Origin of the sequence: Undibacterium sp. JH2W, assembly GCF_049340425.1 — a bacterium.
Lineage (GTDB): Bacteria > Pseudomonadota > Gammaproteobacteria > Burkholderiales > Burkholderiaceae_D > Undibacterium.
Window position 1 is genome coordinate 147,338 of the sequence record NZ_JBMPOT010000013.1, and the last position, 15,647, is coordinate 162,984.

Annotated in this window: 16 protein-coding genes; 12 read left to right on the forward strand and 4 right to left on the reverse strand. The window is 53.0% G+C overall.

Annotated features, from left to right (window positions below; translation table 11 throughout):
• The first annotated feature begins 120 nt into the window (after positions 1-120).
• The gene (locus ACO0LC_RS20235; RefSeq protein ID WP_423006421.1) at positions 121-1,338 is read left to right on the forward strand and encodes a hypothetical protein; all 1,218 of its coding nucleotides are present in this window, start codon (positions 121-123) and stop codon (positions 1,336-1,338) included.
• 353 nt (positions 1,339-1,691) lie between these two features.
• Entirely contained in the window at positions 1,692-2,576 is an 885-nt protein-coding gene (locus ACO0LC_RS20240; protein WP_423006423.1) for a lysostaphin resistance A-like protein, read from the forward strand.
• Positions 2,577-2,602: 26 nt separating this feature from the next.
• On the opposite strand, the gene ACO0LC_RS20245 is transcribed toward ACO0LC_RS20240, so the two are convergent.
• Positions 2,603-3,526 carry a LysR substrate-binding domain-containing protein gene (locus tag ACO0LC_RS20245; RefSeq protein WP_423006425.1) on the reverse strand — a complete coding sequence of 308 codons (924 nt, stop codon included), beginning with the start codon at positions 3,524-3,526 and terminating at the stop codon, positions 2,603-2,605.
• A gap of 99 nt (positions 3,527-3,625) precedes the next feature.
• Between ACO0LC_RS20245 and ACO0LC_RS20250 the strand changes: the two genes are divergently transcribed.
• The 5 genes from ACO0LC_RS20250 (at position 3,626) to ACO0LC_RS20270 (ending at position 7,941) form a co-directional block, all read left to right on the forward strand.
• The gene (locus ACO0LC_RS20250) at positions 3,626-4,573 is read left to right on the forward strand and encodes an NAD-dependent epimerase/dehydratase family protein (protein ID WP_423006427.1); all 948 of its coding nucleotides are present in this window, start codon (positions 3,626-3,628) and stop codon (positions 4,571-4,573) included.
• A complete protein-coding gene (locus ACO0LC_RS20255; RefSeq protein ID WP_423006429.1) occupies positions 4,566-5,177 on the forward strand; it encodes a LysE family translocator in 612 nt (203 codons plus the stop codon). Before ACO0LC_RS20250 ends, ACO0LC_RS20255 begins: the two co-directional genes overlap by 8 nt.
• 90 nt (positions 5,178-5,267) lie before the next feature.
• A complete protein-coding gene (locus tag ACO0LC_RS20260) occupies positions 5,268-6,455 on the forward strand; it encodes a basic secretory protein-like protein (RefSeq protein ID WP_423006431.1) in 1,188 nt (395 codons plus the stop codon).
• Between the two features lie 23 nt (positions 6,456-6,478).
• A complete protein-coding gene (locus ACO0LC_RS20265; protein WP_423006433.1) occupies positions 6,479-7,048 on the forward strand; it encodes a DUF922 domain-containing Zn-dependent protease in 570 nt (189 codons plus the stop codon).
• An 86-nt stretch (positions 7,049-7,134) separates the two neighbouring features.
• Positions 7,135-7,941: a hypothetical protein gene (locus ACO0LC_RS20270; RefSeq protein ID WP_423006435.1), complete on the forward strand. Its 807-nt coding sequence runs from the start codon at positions 7,135-7,137 to the stop codon at positions 7,939-7,941.
• Between the two features lie 130 nt (positions 7,942-8,071).
• Here the strand turns inward: ACO0LC_RS20270 and ACO0LC_RS20275 are convergent, their stop codons facing one another.
• A complete protein-coding gene (locus tag ACO0LC_RS20275; RefSeq protein ID WP_423006437.1) occupies positions 8,072-8,809 on the reverse strand; it encodes a TIGR00730 family Rossman fold protein in 738 nt (245 codons plus the stop codon).
• On the opposite strand from ACO0LC_RS20275, the gene polA reads away from it, so the two are divergent.
• From polA to ACO0LC_RS20290, 3 genes are all read left to right on the forward strand, one after another.
• Entirely contained in the window at positions 8,810-11,605 is a 2,796-nt protein-coding gene (gene polA, locus ACO0LC_RS20280) for a DNA polymerase I (protein ID WP_423006439.1), read from the forward strand. It begins immediately after the preceding gene.
• Between the two features lie 200 nt (positions 11,606-11,805).
• A complete protein-coding gene (locus tag ACO0LC_RS20285) occupies positions 11,806-12,171 on the forward strand; it encodes a hypothetical protein (protein WP_423006441.1) in 366 nt (121 codons plus the stop codon).
• 252 nt (positions 12,172-12,423) lie between these two features.
• On the forward strand, positions 12,424-12,951 hold the full coding sequence (locus ACO0LC_RS20290) for an REP-associated tyrosine transposase (protein ID WP_423006443.1): 528 nt from the start codon (positions 12,424-12,426) through the stop codon (positions 12,949-12,951).
• A 121-nt stretch (positions 12,952-13,072) separates the two neighbouring features.
• On the opposite strand, the gene ACO0LC_RS20295 is transcribed toward ACO0LC_RS20290, so the two are convergent.
• Both ACO0LC_RS20295 and ACO0LC_RS20300 read right to left on the reverse strand, forming a co-directional pair.
• The gene (locus ACO0LC_RS20295; protein ID WP_423006445.1) at positions 13,073-13,252 is read right to left on the reverse strand and encodes a hypothetical protein; all 180 of its coding nucleotides are present in this window, start codon (positions 13,250-13,252) and stop codon (positions 13,073-13,075) included.
• Entirely contained in the window at positions 13,249-13,833 is a 585-nt protein-coding gene (locus ACO0LC_RS20300) for a TIGR01244 family sulfur transferase (RefSeq protein WP_423006447.1), read from the reverse strand. Before ACO0LC_RS20300 ends, ACO0LC_RS20295 begins: the two co-directional genes overlap by 4 nt.
• 135 nt (positions 13,834-13,968) lie before the next feature.
• Between ACO0LC_RS20300 and ACO0LC_RS20305 the strand changes: the two genes are divergently transcribed.
• Both ACO0LC_RS20305 and ACO0LC_RS20310 read left to right on the forward strand, forming a co-directional pair.
• Positions 13,969-14,514 (forward strand): histidine phosphatase family protein, encoded by a 546-nt coding sequence (locus ACO0LC_RS20305; RefSeq protein ID WP_423006449.1) that lies wholly within the window; start codon positions 13,969-13,971, stop codon positions 14,512-14,514.
• Positions 14,515-14,541: 27 nt separating this feature from the next.
• Complete coding sequence (locus tag ACO0LC_RS20310; protein ID WP_423006451.1) at positions 14,542-15,624, forward strand: calcium:proton antiporter; 1,083 nt, start codon at positions 14,542-14,544, stop codon at positions 15,622-15,624.
• Positions 15,625-15,647 lie beyond the last annotated feature (23 nt).

The window sequence follows — 15,647 nt, forward strand, 5'->3', positions numbered from 1 at the left end:
AAAGCGCGCTGCTGACGTTATCATATGTAAAACAGCTTGTGCCTGCGATGTGGAAATAGCGAAATAGAGCGATACAGGTCAAGCCCTCATAGACAAGACAGTCAGCTGCGCGGGAGATTCATGGGATTCTTCGATTTATTCAAATCCAGGCCATCGACACACAAGTTTGCCCAGATCGTTATCAAATATGCCCGCAATCAGGGTATCGCCCAGACCATGCATTTTGATGAAGCCGAATTTCGTCTGGTGGTCGGTGAGAATGGCTCACACGTCCTGAATCTGCACAATGCCTATCGCGACTATTGTGCTGCCAACAAAAACCAGCGCGATGAAGTCTTGCTGAAATATACAGCTGGCCTGCAGCTTAGCGGCATACCTGATGATTTTGCCAGTGCCAAAGAGCATCTCATGCCCAGCCTCAAGCCACGCGGCCAGGGCGAATACCTGCGTCTGACTGCCCTGATACAAGACAAGGGCATCGCCTACCAGCAAGCCGCACTCCCCTTTGGAGACGATGCCATGCTGATGCTGGCCTATGACACAGAACATTCCATGGCCCTGGTCAACCAGAGCAATTATGAAAGCTGGAACATCAGCATAGAAGATGGTCTTAAAGTGGCGCTGGACAATTTGCGTGACCGCACCAACGATCATTTTATCGACCTCGGCGAGGGTGTTTTTGCCGGTGTCTGGGAAGATGCTTATGATTCTTCCCGCATCTTGTTGTCTGACCTGATTTATCGCGCCGGTTGCGGCAGCGACCCGGTGATGATGGTCCCTACCCGTGGCCGTCTTTTGCTCTGTACCGCCAACAGCAATAGCGCACAATTGAGAATGCTGGAACATGCGCAAAACTGCATGGAACAGGAGGGCCGCGTAGTCTCGGCTGGCATGTATAAGCTCAGGGATGGCAAGCTCGTCAGCCATACCCCGGCCAATGCCGGTGTGCTCGAGAGCCTGAGAAATCTGCAAACCGCACAAAGAGCAGAAGACTATGGCTCGCAAAAAGAATTGCTGGAAGCGCTGCATGAAAAAAATGGCGAAGACATTTTTGTTCCCAGCTATACCGTACTCAAAAATAATGATACCGATAAACTGACTTCGCTCTCCACCTGGACCCAGGGTGTGGTCTCGCTGCTACCCAGGACCGACCTGGTCGCCATGGTCACCCCCAGTGGCCAGGAGGGCGAGTACACCAGCAAGATACTCAGCTGGCAAGACTTGCACAGCATCGCTGGCGCACTCTTGCAGGTGGTGGATGGCTATCCTGAGCGGTTTCTGGTGACGGGTTTTCCTGAACAAGACCAGCTTGACGGTGCGCCCGAATCGACCTTGTGATTGCATAGGCCAGTAGGGTGCGCTTGGCATACCCTACTGGTTTATTAGCTAGTAGGGTGCGTTGTAACGCACCGCTTTATATGTCGACTTCTTAGCTTGTTTTGATGTGGATGCGGTGCCTTACAAGCTACTCTAAGCGCTTGTTACGGTCCGCCAGCACCAATACCAGATCTCTTGCGTTTACTACTTATCGGCACAATCCCCCGTTCAATCCTTGATTTTGACATTTAGTCAGATAGGAGATGCGTCTGCAAAATCGTTTGCTTATAGTACGATCCAGTCAATCAAATCCATGCTAGCAGGGTTTGAACGACTAACTCTATATTCAACAAAATGAACAAATAAGGGGACTTATGATAAGTACAGAAATCAATGCCGGTATCAATAAAACTGTCTGGCATCAAAAACTTTTGCAATACACCCTGGTGAAATTCTTGTTGGCGGTATTGATCGTCGGTAGTGTGCAATTTGTATCGCGCAAGCTGATGTCACAATTTTTGCCAGGGCCGGATTGGGTAGTTTTTCGCAATATGGCTGCCATGACACTGGGTTTGCTGAGCTATACATTCTATGTGCGTCTGATAGAAAAGCGCCGCGTCACCGAGCTGGCGACGTTTTCTGCCTGGAAGGAGTGGTTGCTGGGCCTGGTCATGGGGGTTATGTTGTTTGTGCTGGTGCTGGGTAGCTTGTCTTTGTTGGGCATGTTCCATGTCGATGGTTACAATGAGCCCAAAGTCATGCTCAAGTATTTGCCCATCTTTGTGGTGGTTGCGGTGATGGAGGAATTATTTTTCCGTGGCATGATTTTCCGCATGATGGAAGAATCACTGGGTAGTGTAGTCGCCCTATTGATCTCTGCACTGGCCTTTGGCTTTGCCCATGCATCCAACCCTGGCGCCACGCTGTTCAGTTCTATCGCAATTGCCGTGGAAGCAGGTATCGCCTTTGGTGCCGTGTTTATGCTGACACGCCGCCTGGCATTTTGCTTTGCCATGCATTTTTCCTGGAATTTTACCCAGGGCGCAGTATTTTCCGTGGCAGTCTCCGGTACGGACAGCAAGGGCTGGTTGCAAACCCATATGACAGGCCCGGACTGGCTGACCGGTGGTGCCTTTGGCGCTGAGGCATCGGTGCTGACGGTTTCCCTGGCCAGCCTGATGGGCGTGGTCTTCCTGTATCTGGCCTGGAAAAAAGGCCAGTTCAAACCAGCTTTCTGGGAAAAAACCAAGGCAGTTTAAGGCAATAAAGTCAGGTCAGGGCGGGTTCATAGCTTGCCCTGAGCTTCTTCGAAATACTGTTGCATATGCCCCATCTCTGCATGCAGCCAGTCTATGAAGTGGCTGACCTTGACTGAGCGGCTTGGTGCGGTGACGATGCGATAGCAATAGCGTGAACTGAGCTGCGTGTCAGCCAGCCTCAGCAGGCGACCCTGTTGCAAGTCTTCATAAGCGATGGACGCTGGGAGCAAGGCCACACCCTGAGCAGCAACAGCCGCCTGCACCAGCAAGCCCGCATGACTATAATTTTGCGCAAAATCATGGGGCTGTTCCAGCAGCCCATGGCTTTGCAGCAGGCGTATCCAGTTTTCCGGGGTGGCTTCATAGAGCAGGGGATAGCGCAATAAGCGTTTTAGCCCGGGCGGCTGGCGCAAGCGACTGTCCCTGTCATTCAACAAGGCCGGGCTATACGCCAGCAGCAATTGCTCGCGCCATAGCAAGTTGCCACTGTCTGCTGCGACATATTGTTGATGGCGGATGGCGATATCGCACTGGCCCTGTGACGGGTTAACCACGGCATCATTGGAGTCTATGCGTATATCCATATCCGGATGCAATTGGGTATAGCGATGCAGGCGCGGCACCAGCCATTTCATGGCGAAGGAATGGGTGCAGGAGATGCGCAAGCTGTCATTGGCACTGTCATCACGCAGGGCAGTTACCTTGATATGCAAATCAGCCAGCAAATGGCTGACGGTGCTGGCCAGCTCGCTACCTTTTTCGGTGATGCTCAAATGTCTGGCATATCGCTCGAACAAGGCAAAGCCCAGCAATTGTTCCAGCTGCTTGATATTCTGGCTGACCGCCGCCGGTGTCTTGTGCAATTCATGTGCTGCCAGCTTGAAGCTGCACCAGCGGGCAGCACATTCAAAGTCCACCAGCAATGACAGGTTACGTAAGGGTTCTTTCATTTTGAGATAGTTTTACTTGCCCATGGCATCAGAATTAGTCGTTTGTTTCGAATGGCAATTGATTGCATCATTCATCCATGGAAAAAATGAGGATGAATGATGCATAAGAATATCTTGATTATAGGCGGTACACGGTTTTTTGGAAAACAACTGGTCAGGCGCTTGCTGGAACAAGGCCACCAAGTCAGCATCGCCACCCGCGGCCTGGCCGCCGACGATTTTGGCAATGCCGTGCAACGTCTGCGGGTAGACAGGCGCGATGCGAGCGCCATGCAGGCCATGTTCACCCATGCCAGTTATGATCTGGTGTATGACCAGATGTGTTATAGCCCGCTGGATGCGGCAATTTCCCGCTCTGTATTTGCTGGCAAGGTCGGGCGTTACCTGATGTCGTCGACCATAGAAACTTATCGTCATCTGATTGCTGCTATCGAGCGCCCGTTGCGCGAAGATGATCTTGATTTGCGCCAGGTCCGACTTGACTGGGGCTACCCCTGGCATGACCCTGCCCTGGCTGACGCCAGTTATGCTGCAGGCAAATTGCAGGCAGAAGCCGTGTTGTTGCAAGACCAGCTGCTGCCCGTTGCCACCCTGCGTATTGCCCATGTATTAGCCGCACAGGATGACTTTACTGGCAGGCTGGCCAGCTATATGCGCCGTGTACAACAAGGCCTGCCCTTGCAGCATTTGCCAGCGGCAGGTCGCTCGTCTTTCTTGAATGTAGAGGCAGTAGTCGATGCCATGTTGTGGGCTGGCCAGGCTGATTTCCTGGGACCAGTGAACCTGGCCTGTTCTGGTGAGATGTCTGCACCGCAATTGCATGAGCGCATCGCCCGCCTGCTGGGCCAGCCTGGCTTGCTGCAGCCAGCATCACATGGCACAGCAGCATCGAGCCCTTTTGATTATGCCCATGACTATGTGATGGATACCAGCCTGGCCGGCACACTGGGTCATGATTTCCCTGCGCTCGATAGCTGGCTGGATCCACTGATACTCAGCTTGCAGGCACATATGCAGGGCAGCGATATGGGAGTTCCGCATGCTTGAGACCATCAATTTTCCTGGCTTTATCCTGGCGGCCAGCCTGGTCATCATCTTGCCTGGCCCGGCTACTTTGCTGGTGGCAGAATTGGCCAGACATTCCTTGTGGCGGGCAGCCGCCGCAGTGGCTGGCATAGTCCTGGGTGATATTGTATTGATCAGCTTGTCTGCGGCAGGTTTTGCCCTGCTCATGCAAGGCCTGTCCTGGCTAATGCCAGCCTTGCGTTTGCTGGGTGCGGCTTATTTACTATATCTCGGCGTGCAATTATTGCGCCGCCCTGCCGGGGCCGCACTGGGGGCAGAGCCTGGACATGCCGGTTTCTTGCGTGGCTTGCTGATCACTGTCGGCAATCCCAAACCGGTATTGTTTTTTTCCAGTTTCTTCCCCTTGTTTCTTCCGGCGGCACAAGACCAGGCAGTGCCAGGTTTTATCTTGCTGGGCAGTGTCTTTGAGGCCATCAATCTGCTGTATTTTTCCTGCCTGTGCAGCTTGCTCCATTGGTCTGGCAGGCAAGTGACAAGTCGGGCATGGCTACCCGCCGGTGCCATGCAAAAAATCTGCGGCTGTGGACTGATTTTATGTGGCGTGGGCCTGGTCTGGCAGGGGTGAGCAGCATGGGGGAGGGTCAGGCCAAGTAAATAGGCAAAGTACGGCATTTGGCCTTAGAATGAGTGTCCAATTCACTGATGCGACGACCCCATGCGCCCACCTGTCCTGAGTATATTGTTGAGCAGTTTTTTGCTGATAAACTTGCCTGCCCTGGCTGCTGAGACGGGTAACTTGCCAGTGAGCATGCACTTGACACGCATCGCTGCAGACAAGTGGCGCGCAGACTATACATTTGCTGAGCCAGTGACATCGCTGGAATTTGAAAAGGCGGATGATTTTCGTGCTACCGCCTGGCAGCCCCTGACTGCCGGTGTGCGTTGGCAAGACGGTGAGCAGACTGAGCGCTATCTCAGCGATAAACCAATTACTGAGTTCAGCGTGCAAGTCAGTGCTTATGACAAGTTTGCGCCCAAACACTATGCGCCCAATAATCGTTTCAGCGATGGCGGTGCGGCACTGTATATGGGCTTCTTCGATGGTGCCGTGCATCAAGGGGGGCAGGGCAGTAAAAGTCGCGACATGGCACTCACCGTCAGTTACAGCGGTCGTGCTGGTGAAACGGTGATTCCCACACCCAGCTATGCAGACCCGCAAAAAAGCTTGCAGTCCTATGCTTATTTTGGCCCGCAAAAACCGGTCGCGGCTGGCGCTGCCAAACTCATCATGGACCCGGCCACGCCAGTCTGGATAACTGAAGTCTTGCTGGCAACAACCAGCAAGGCATCCACTTATTTTGCCGACACCTATCAACGCCCCTTACAGCGAGAATTGATACTGATGGTTGCAGTGGTTGAGTTTGAAAGTTCTGGCTTTTCCATGAAAGGTGGCGCCACTAACGGGCAAATTACTTATCGCCTGAGTGGCAATGGCCTGCTCAAGGATAGCCCCAAAGCGCGCGACATGGTCAAGCGCGTGGTCACCCATGAAATGGCACATATCTGGCAAAACAATGTCAGCCGCGGTGGCATAGGTGAGAGTGCACCCTGGATACATGAAGGCGGGGCCGAGGCCATGGCCATGGATGCCTTGCAAAATACCGCCTTGTGGACGGCAGAAGATGTCAGTGCCTACCAGACTGCCGCTATTGCCCGCTGCGACAAAGTCAGGGATCAACCGGCAGCCTATGATTATTTCTATGCCTGCGGCTTACAAAATTTCATGCAACTCAAGCTGGCACCCTCAGTCGTCTGGCGCGGCCTGATGGCAGAGACAGAAAAAACCGGGCAGACCTATTCAGAAGCCATGGTGGACAGTGTCAGCCAGCGTTTGAGAAAATGAAAACTTATATTTGTAGACTGAGCATGCCAGTCAAAAGCATGATATTGCTGGGCTTGGCCTTGGCATGTGCACTGGCAAAGGCAGAAGTGCAAGAGGCTGTGAGCTACATCAGGTATCCCGTCAGGCACCAGGCGGCAGGTTCCTTGCTGCAGGCGATCAATGCGGCCAGCCCCATAGGCGAGGGGGGCAGGAAATACCATGGACATACCCAGTGGGATATACGCTGGAAATACACCTATGACAAGCTCGATGACCTCAGGAGTTGCAAAGTCAAAACCGTCACGGTCATGCTGAAAATAGCTATTACATTGCCAGAACTCAGCAGTGACGATGATAGGGCTGTAGCGCAATTCAAGACTTATTTGCCAGCACTTGAAAAGCATGAATTTGGTCATGTGCAGATCGCACGGGACGCTGCCAGAAAAGTAGAACAAGGCCTGCTCGCACAAGCCGCAATGCCAAGCTGCGAAGCACTCAAATCCACCATGAATGAAAAGGGTATGCTAGTGTTAGAGGAAGCGAAAATCTTAAATGCCCAATATGATGCCCAAACCCAGCATGGTAAAACCCAGGGCGCATTCTTACCACGTTGAGTAAAAGATGTGAGTAAATGCAAGTGTCATTGGCTTGCTAGGAACAGCTTGCTACTGTGCATGAAATCCAATAAGAAATGTATGTCATGAGCACTATCAGCCATCAGCAAGCCCTGGATAAACTGGCCGCCAGGCAACTGGTACAAGTCATCGAAGACGATGTCGCCAGCCTGACCGCCATTGCCATGAGCTTTGCCAAACACGACCAGCAATTGACTGTGCCCGGCTATGTCTTGCCCAAACTGCTGGCGCGCTGGAATTGTATCTTGCAAGGACCTGCCGAAGAAGTCAGCACGGGTTACAAAGATAAAACCGCACTGGCAATGGCACTACTTTTGCACAAGCATGGCATGGCGGATTCTGCACTTACCCAGTGTGCCGTGCAAGCCATAGATAATCTGAATGCTGCTGTTGCCCTCAGCGATGCTTTTTTCAAGAGTAACGATGCCATCAGGGACTTATTGAACAGCCCGCCGGTGGCGCTGAAAAAGCGCCCATCCACCAGGGATAATCTGACGTTCTTGCGCGCCCAGGATGTCATTGCCATACAGCTGGAACAGTATTTCTATGCCGCCTATGTGCATGAGATCAGCGGCTATAATGAATATCCCATCATAGAATTATATGACGGGCGCTTTGACAGCCGGCCAGACATGGCAGACTTGCAGGGGCGTGCCGCCTGGGGCGAGACCTATAATGATGGCTTGACCCGCATCTCCATGCAGGCCGTCTGCGGCATGCGCCATGTCCCTGATCCTGCCAATCAATTCCATTTGGTTGCCAGTGGCATCACCACTCCGCCAGACCGTGGCAGCTTGGGGCCACCGGTGGGTTTGTATGCAATGAGTGACTTGTTCCGTTTGCAGAAGGAATTGCAAAAAGTAGGCGGCTAGCACACCTTGCCGTATCCAGCAGGGTGCGTTACAACGCACCGCTTTTCCCAGGACATCGTAGCTTTCTCGTATCCCGGACATGGTGCCTTACAGCGCACCATGCCAGGATGCATTTTTTCCTCGCCTTCGACTACAAATACAACATCTTCTGCCGCTCATCCTCAGACAGATTAATATCCCTGGCCTCATAAAACGCGAAAATGGCATCGACGATATTGGCTGGTTCGTCTATCAATTGCACCAGATTGAGGTCGCCAGGGTCTATCATGCCATTGCCCGCCATTTGCACTTTGATCCATTCCAGCAAGCCGCTCCAGAACGTTGTACCCACTAAAATCACCGGGATGTTGCGGGTTTTACCAGTCTGTATCAAAGTCAGCACCTCGCTGACCTCATCCATGGTGCCAAAACCACCAGGATAGACCACGTAAGCATCGGCGTATTTGACAAAGGCCACCTTGCGCGCAAAAAAGTGGCGAAAGGACAGGCTGATGTTTTGCCAGGGATTGGTGCGTTGTTCATGTGGCAATTCTATGTTCAGGCCAACCGAAGGGGATGCGCCTTCGAACGCGCCCTTATTGGCCGCTTCCATGATGCCGGGGCCGCCGCCAGAAATGACGGCAAAACCCTCGTCTGACAAACGCCGCGCCAGATCCACGCAACTGAGATAATACGGGTTGTCAGGCTTGATCCTGGCTGACCCAAAAATTGTCACTGCTGGACGTATTGAAGAAAGCCTCTCGGTAGACTCGATAAATTCTGCCATAATCGTGAACATATGCCATGATTCACGCGCTTTCAGCGAAGTTGCTTTTTCCTGATCGATAATCTGGCGCAACCTCGTTACCTCTTTTCTGTTTCCGTTCATATGCAAAATACCCTCTTGTTAGTCGATGGCTCCAGCTATCTGTACCGCGCCTTCCATGCCATGCCTGATTTGCGTAATCCGCAAGGTGAGCCTACGGGTGCCATCTACGGCATGATCAATATGTTACGCCGTTTGCGTGCTGATTACCCGGCAGCATACATGGCCTGCGTTTTTGATGCAAAAGGCAAGACTTTCCGCGACGACCTGTATGCCGAGTACAAGGCCCAGCGCGCGCCCATGCCGGACGACTTGCGCCTGCAGATAGAACCCATCCATGCCGCCGTCAAGGCCATGGGCTGGCCCATACTCATGGTGGAGGGGGTAGAGGCCGATGACGTCATCGGCACGCTGGCAGTAGAAGCCACCAAGCTGGGCTTCAATACCATCGTCTCTACTGGCGACAAAGACCTGGCGCAACTGGTCAATGCCAATGTCACCCTGATCAATACCATGAGCAATGAAAAGCTCGATGAACCAGGCGTGCTGGCCAAGTTTGGCGTGCCACCGAACCGCATCATCGATTACCTGACCTTGATAGGCGATACCGTTGATAACGTCCCCGGTGTTGCCAAATGCGGCCCCAAGACTGCCGTCAAATGGCTGACAGAATATGACAGCCTTGATGGCGTCATCGCCAATGCCGACAAGATCAAGGGCGTGGTGGGCGACAATCTGCGCAGCGCGCTGGAATGGCTGCCACAAGGCCGCGTGCTCATTACCGTCAAGACTGATTGCGACCTGGTTGGGCATTACGATTCCATCCGAGACAGCCTCATCGCCAAAGAAGAAAGCCGCGAAGACATGCTGGCCTTCTTCACCCGTTACGGTTTCAAGACCTGGCTGCGCGAAATCACCGGTGACGCCACCGCAGGCGCGACACCATTGCCAGCCGCCAAGGTCGCCACCAGTGGCGGTAATCCGGCACAGGCAGGCCTGTTCAATGACGATGCTGCTGATGCAAATGCGGGCGACAGCCCGGCTGCGCCTGTCCAGTATAATTATGAAACCGTATTGACAGAAGCCGCACTCGATGCCTGGCTGGAGCGCATCAATGCTGCCAGGCTGACCTCGGTAGATACTGAAACCACTTCGCTGGAACCGATGACGGCGCAACTGGTGGGCATTTCGCTGTGCTGCGAAGTCGGCCATGCGGCCTACATCCCCGTTGGTCATAACTACCCCGGCGCGCCTGAGCAATTGTCGCTGGCTGTGGTGCTGGGCAAGATGAAGGCCTGGCTGGAAGATGACAGCAAACCCAAGGTCGGCCAAAACCTCAAGTACGATAGCCACATCTTCGCCAACCAGGGCGTGCAATTGCGCGGTATTGCCCATGACACCCTGCTGGAATCCTATGTCTTTGAATCGCATAAATCGCATGACATGGATAGCCTGGCCATGCGCCACCTCGGCAAGAAAACCATCAGCTTTGAAGAAGTCTGCGGCAAGGGCGCCAGCCAGATAGGCTTTAACCAGGTCGACCTGGAACGTGCTACCGCCTATGCCGCAGAAGATGCCGACATCACCCTGCAACTGCATCTCGCCATGTGGCCAGAGATAGAACCGGATGCGAATTTGCTGCGTGTTTATCACAACATAGAATTGCCCACCTCGGTTGTCCTGCAAAAGATAGAACGCAATGGCGTGCATATCAATAAAGACTTGCTGGAAACGCAGTCGCATGAAATCGGCATACGCCTGCTGGAGCTGGAACAAAAGGCTTATGAGCTGGCAGAGCAACCTTTCAATTTGAATTCACCCAAACAACTGGGCGAGATTTTCTTTGGCAAGCTGGGCCTGCCCGTCGTCAAGAAAACCCCCTCCGGCGCTCCATCGACCGATGAAGAAGTCTTGCAAAAACTGGCCGAGGATTATCCCTTGCCCAAGGTCTTGCTTGAATACCGTGGCCTGGCCAAGCTCAAATCGACTTACACTGACAAATTGCCCAAGATGGTCAACGCCAGCACTGGCCGCGTCCACACCAATTATGCGCAGGCCGTGGCCGTCACTGGTCGCCTGGCATCGAATGACCCCAACCTGCAAAACATCCCCGTGCGCACCGCAGAAGGCCGTCGCATACGCGAAGCCTTTGTGGCTGGCCCGGGCAATGTCATCATCTCTGCTGACTATTCGCAAATCGAATTACGCATCATGGCCCACATCTCTGGCGACGCCAGCCTGCTGGCCGCCTTTGCCAATGGTGAAGACATCCACCGCGCCACTGCCGCCGAGATTTTTGCCGTTGCCCTTGATGAAGTCAGCAGCGAACAACGCCGCTATGCCAAGGTCATCAACTTCGGCCTCATCTATGGCATGAGCGCCTTTGGTTTGGCTGGCAATCTCGGCATAGAACGCAGTGCCGCGCAAAGCTATATCGACAAATACTTCCAGCGCTACCCCGGCGTCGCCCAGTATATGGCCGACACCCGCACCAAGGCCAAAGCGCACGGCTATGTAGAAACCGTGTTTGGCCGCCGCCTGTGGCTGGCAGAAATCAACTCCCCCAACGGCCCCCGCCGCGCCGGAGCCGAGCGCGCAGCGATCAACGCCCCCATGCAAGGCACAGCCGCCGACCTCATCAAACTCGCCATGATTGCGGTACAAAGCTGGCTGGAAACAGACCAGCTGCAATCCAGAATGATCATGCAGGTTCACGATGAACTGGTACTCGAAGTACCACAAGCCGAGCTGGAACTGGTCAAACAAAAATTGCCAGAGCTGATGGCAAATGTGGCGAAACTGGATGTGCCTTTATTGGCAGAAGTGGGTGTGGGTGGGAATTGGGAGGAGGCGCATTGAGGGATTGTTGATTGCTTCCGTAGGTTGTGAACCTTGTAGGTTGGGCCGGGCCTCGCTAGGCTACGGGGTATTAGCCCAACACTGGGCCTGTGATTACGTACGTTTTGGAATGCGAAGTTGAATAAATCTGTACGACATTATTTTATTGCGTCGCTTTTTGGACGACGCAAATTGAATTATTTCACTATTTTACTCAAACTATGATTGAACGCAGAAATTCTCAAGCCGCTATTCATTATGGCAACCCATTGACTGAAGAGTGGGAATTGATAGAGGTGTTCGAAGTGGTTCCATCAATTACACCCGATGTGACAACGTTGACGATTGAAGAGATTTGGAAATGGCATAGAGGAGAATGGCGCGAAATCCACTTGCCAAATGGCGAAAGAATTGAGGTACAAGTAGTTCGTCACACTGAAAATAATACTTTCATTTTGAATGTGAGACAGGGTTCAGAATCTTTGCTGCAGATTATTTGCGACATTCTGACGAGTGTCATATTCCGCACCTTAAAACTAGCAATAGTCCAGATTGGCTATGGTGCAAGCGAAAGAGTGGAGTCTTGAATAGGGCATGGGTGTTTATAAAGTATCGTAGTACCGTAGGTTGGGCTACGCATCATCAGCCCAACACTGGGCCTTGGATTATGTACGTTTGTGAAGACGAAGTTGAATAAAACTATGCTTTGCCAATAATTGAAATTTACGTTATTTATACGCCGAGTGTTGGGCTGATACCCCGTAGCCCAACCTACGAGCATCGACCATCTTGAGATAAAATACGAGCATTTCTCTATTTGAACCAAACTTATATAAACCATGCGCTACCGCCGCGCCAATGTCCCTGGTGCCACTTACTTTTTTACAGTCAATCTGCAAGATCGGAAAAGTCAATTGCTTACCGAGCACGTAGATATTTTACGGACGGCGTTTCGCACGGTACAGCAAAGATATCCCTTCAAAATCATCGCCATGGTTGTCATGCCTGAGCACCTGCATGCGATTTGGGAAATGCCAGAAGGTGATGTGGATTTTTCATTGCGCTGGTCACTTATCAAGGTAGCATTTTCCAAAGCTTTACCCAGGCAGGAAAACATCAGCACCAGTCGCGAGAAAAAACGCGAACGCGGTATCTGGCAGCGCCGATTCTGGGAGCACATGATACGAAATGATGAGGACCTGGAAAAGCATATCAGCTATCTGCACTACAATCCGGTCAAGCATGGCTACGTAGATCAGGCCAGCGCGTGGGCGTATTCTTCATTGCATAAATTCATGGAGCAAGGCATGCTTGATGTCAATTGGGGTGATATTGCAGCTACAATAGATTTAGCAGGATTTGAATGATTCGTTTGCACTATTGTGGCATAGATAGGGATGGCTAAGCACGTCTTAGGATGGGCCGGGCCACGCTAGGCTACGCTTCATCAACCTACACTTGTAATCCAACCTACCGTGCTCATCAGACTCAACAAGAAAATTCTATCAAACCTGTGAATAAACAGAAAAATACCCCTGCCACTACACCCAGCCCCAGGCCCAGGATGATGAGCAGGATTTTGAACAGGATCTGCCCTATAGACAGGACTGGTTTTACTTCCGCTTGCTGCTGACCGATAGACTGAGATTCATCAAGGGATGCATTCATGATTTTCCTCCCGCATTTCTGGCGGCAATGCGCTGTTCTATCAAGGCTTGCAAATCTTCCGCCTTAAGTCCTGCCGATTTGACGGCGGCCAGAATTGTTGTGACATCCAGGCCACCGGCACGTGATGCTTCGGCCAGGCTCCAGGTACGGGCAGCGCGGCTGCCGCTGCGGCAATACATTAATACCGGGCCTTCGGTTTTTGCCAATATCTCTTGTAGATCTTTGACACGGGCTTCTGGTATCTCGCCATGCGGGATGGGGATATAAGAAAATTTCAAGCCATGCTTTTGCGCTTCCTGTTCCATGACTGCAGCCGTAGGCTGGTTTTCTACTTCACCATCAGGGCGCATGGCGATGATGCTCTGTATGCCTTGCTGCTTGAGTGTCGCTATGTTTTGCGGGCTGATTTGTTCGCTGACCCAGATTTCTCCATGCAAACGATGAGTGGCAAGGGCAGGGGTGATTTGGCTGACATCTGGCGGCGGCAGTTGACGGCGGCTATATAGCTGCGTACCTATGATAAACAAGGCACCCGCCAGTATGGCGACGCCGAAGATGGTTTTATTGCCTGGCAAAGTCATATCGCGGTCCTGCAGTGTAGAGATGCTTAAGCATAACATAGGAGTTCTAGTAAAATCCCCCTAGACCTGAGTCGATATAGAAGGCGCTTACTTACACTCTTATTTTCATTTTTAAATTGCTTAAGGTATGCATTCATGCAAAAAATACTGATCACCTTGTTAAGCTTGTGCCTGGCTGGTTTGCCTTTCGCTGCCCAGGCTGAGCCTGATCTGGTCATCCTGGTGCGCCATGCCGAGAAAGCGACAGATCAGGGCAATGACCCTGGTTTGTCAGAAGCCGGGCAGAGCAGGGCGCAGACGCTGGCCAGGGTCTTGCAGCATAGCGCCGTCAGCAGCATTTACACTAGTCACTACAAGCGTACCCATGAAACCGCACAAGCGCTGGCGCAGGCACAGGGCATCACCGCACAAGTTGTACAAGGGAGTGGGGCAGATCATCTACAGCAACTGCTTGCAGCCGTGCGTGCCAGCATGGGCACGGTGCTGGTGGTGGGCCATGGCAATACCGTGCCTGCCCTGGCCATGGCACTAGGCGCACCTGCCATGAAGGATTTTTGTGAAAGCAGTTTCAGTCACATGCTGGTGTTACGTCCCTCCAGCCAGCCGGGCAAACCTGCTGAGCTGGTACAGGCACATTATGGCGAGGCTGATATCATCAAACCCAGTGCTGATTGCCAGTAAAAACACATTCAAACAAGAGGAAGCAGCATGACTATCTCCACGACCTTACCACGCTGGTCCATTATCGTCCCCTTTGCCAGCTGGATCATACTCGGCGGTGGCATGCTGACCAGCGCTCCGCTGTATGCCGTCCTGCTGACCATCGCCTTGTTTGCCGGTGTGTTGACGGCGGTCTACCATGCAGAGGTGGTGGCTCATAAAATTGGCGAGCCCTTTGGTACGCTCTTGCTGGCTTTGGCCGTGACGCTGATAGAAGTGGCGCTCATCGTCTCGCTGATGCTGGCCGGGGGCGAGGCTACATCGGGCCTGGCGCGTGATACGGTGTTTGCCGCCATCATGATTATCCTGAATGGCATCATCGGTCTTTGCCTGCTGGCCGGGGCCAGCTTGCACAAGGAACAAAGCTTTAGCCTGCGTGGTGCCAGCACATCGCTGGCGACGCTGGCGGCGCTGGCCATCCTGACCCTGGTCTTACCCAATTTTACGTCGACGGCACAAGGGCCGGTTTATAGCCCCAGCCAGCTGGCTTTTATCGCCGTCGTTTCCCTGGTTTTGTATGGTACTTTCGTGCTGGTGCAAACCGTACGTCACCGCGATTATTTTTTGCCAGCCACCGCCGTCGCCGATGAAGAAGTGCACGCCGCCCCGCCCAGCAATGCCGTGGCCTGGAGTAGCGCCGGCCTGCTCATGCTGTGCCTGGGTGCCGTGGTGCTGCTGGCCAAGTCACTGGCCCCCACGCTGGAACATGCAGTTGCTGCGGCCGGTGCACCCAAGGCCCTGGTAGGTATCATCATCGCCATCGTGGTCTTGCTGCCTGAAGGTGTGGCGGCATTTCGCGCTGCCCGTGCCAACCGCCTGCAAACCAGCATCAACCTGGCACTGGGCTCTGCCCTCGCCAGCATAGGCTTGACGATACCCGTGGTGGCTGTCATCTCGTTGAGCACAGGCTGGTCACTGACCCTGGGCCTGGATGCCAAGTCCATGGTCCTGTTGCTGCTATCGCTGATGATCACCTCGATCTCGCTGGGCACAGGGCGCACCACCATCATGCAGGGCACCATACATTGCGTGATCTTTGCGGTGTATTTGTTTACCACGATAGTGCCATGACGGTGCTGGCTACATCAGGGCAG

Coding starts and splice junctions, on each gene's coding strand:
- ACO0LC_RS20295 (WP_423006445.1), bottom strand. CDS start 13,252: ATGAATGCATCCCTTGATGAATCTCAGTCTATCGGTCAGCAGCAAGCG.
- ACO0LC_RS20255 (WP_423006429.1), top strand. CDS start 4,566: ATGCTTGAGACCATCAATTTTCCTGGCTTTATCCTGGCGGCCAGCCTG.
- ACO0LC_RS20235 (WP_423006421.1), top strand. CDS start 121: ATGGGATTCTTCGATTTATTCAAATCCAGGCCATCGACACACAAGTTT.
- ACO0LC_RS20290 (WP_423006443.1), top strand. CDS start 12,424: ATGCGCTACCGCCGCGCCAATGTCCCTGGTGCCACTTACTTTTTTACA.
- ACO0LC_RS20240 (WP_423006423.1), top strand. CDS start 1,692: ATGATAAGTACAGAAATCAATGCCGGTATCAATAAAACTGTCTGGCAT.
- ACO0LC_RS20270 (WP_423006435.1), top strand. CDS start 7,135: ATGAGCACTATCAGCCATCAGCAAGCCCTGGATAAACTGGCCGCCAGG.
- ACO0LC_RS20275 (WP_423006437.1), bottom strand. CDS start 8,809: ATGAACGGAAACAGAAAAGAGGTAACGAGGTTGCGCCAGATTATCGAT.
- ACO0LC_RS20285 (WP_423006441.1), top strand. CDS start 11,806: ATGATTGAACGCAGAAATTCTCAAGCCGCTATTCATTATGGCAACCCA.
- ACO0LC_RS20245 (WP_423006425.1), bottom strand. CDS start 3,526: ATGAAAGAACCCTTACGTAACCTGTCATTGCTGGTGGACTTTGAATGT.
- ACO0LC_RS20300 (WP_423006447.1), bottom strand. CDS start 13,833: ATGACTTTGCCAGGCAATAAAACCATCTTCGGCGTCGCCATACTGGCG.
- ACO0LC_RS20265 (WP_423006433.1), top strand. CDS start 6,479: ATGCCAGTCAAAAGCATGATATTGCTGGGCTTGGCCTTGGCATGTGCA.
- polA (WP_423006439.1), top strand. CDS start 8,810: ATGCAAAATACCCTCTTGTTAGTCGATGGCTCCAGCTATCTGTACCGC.
- ACO0LC_RS20305 (WP_423006449.1), top strand. CDS start 13,969: ATGCAAAAAATACTGATCACCTTGTTAAGCTTGTGCCTGGCTGGTTTG.
- ACO0LC_RS20260 (WP_423006431.1), top strand. CDS start 5,268: ATGCGCCCACCTGTCCTGAGTATATTGTTGAGCAGTTTTTTGCTGATA.
- ACO0LC_RS20310 (WP_423006451.1), top strand. CDS start 14,542: ATGACTATCTCCACGACCTTACCACGCTGGTCCATTATCGTCCCCTTT.
- ACO0LC_RS20250 (WP_423006427.1), top strand. CDS start 3,626: ATGCATAAGAATATCTTGATTATAGGCGGTACACGGTTTTTTGGAAAA.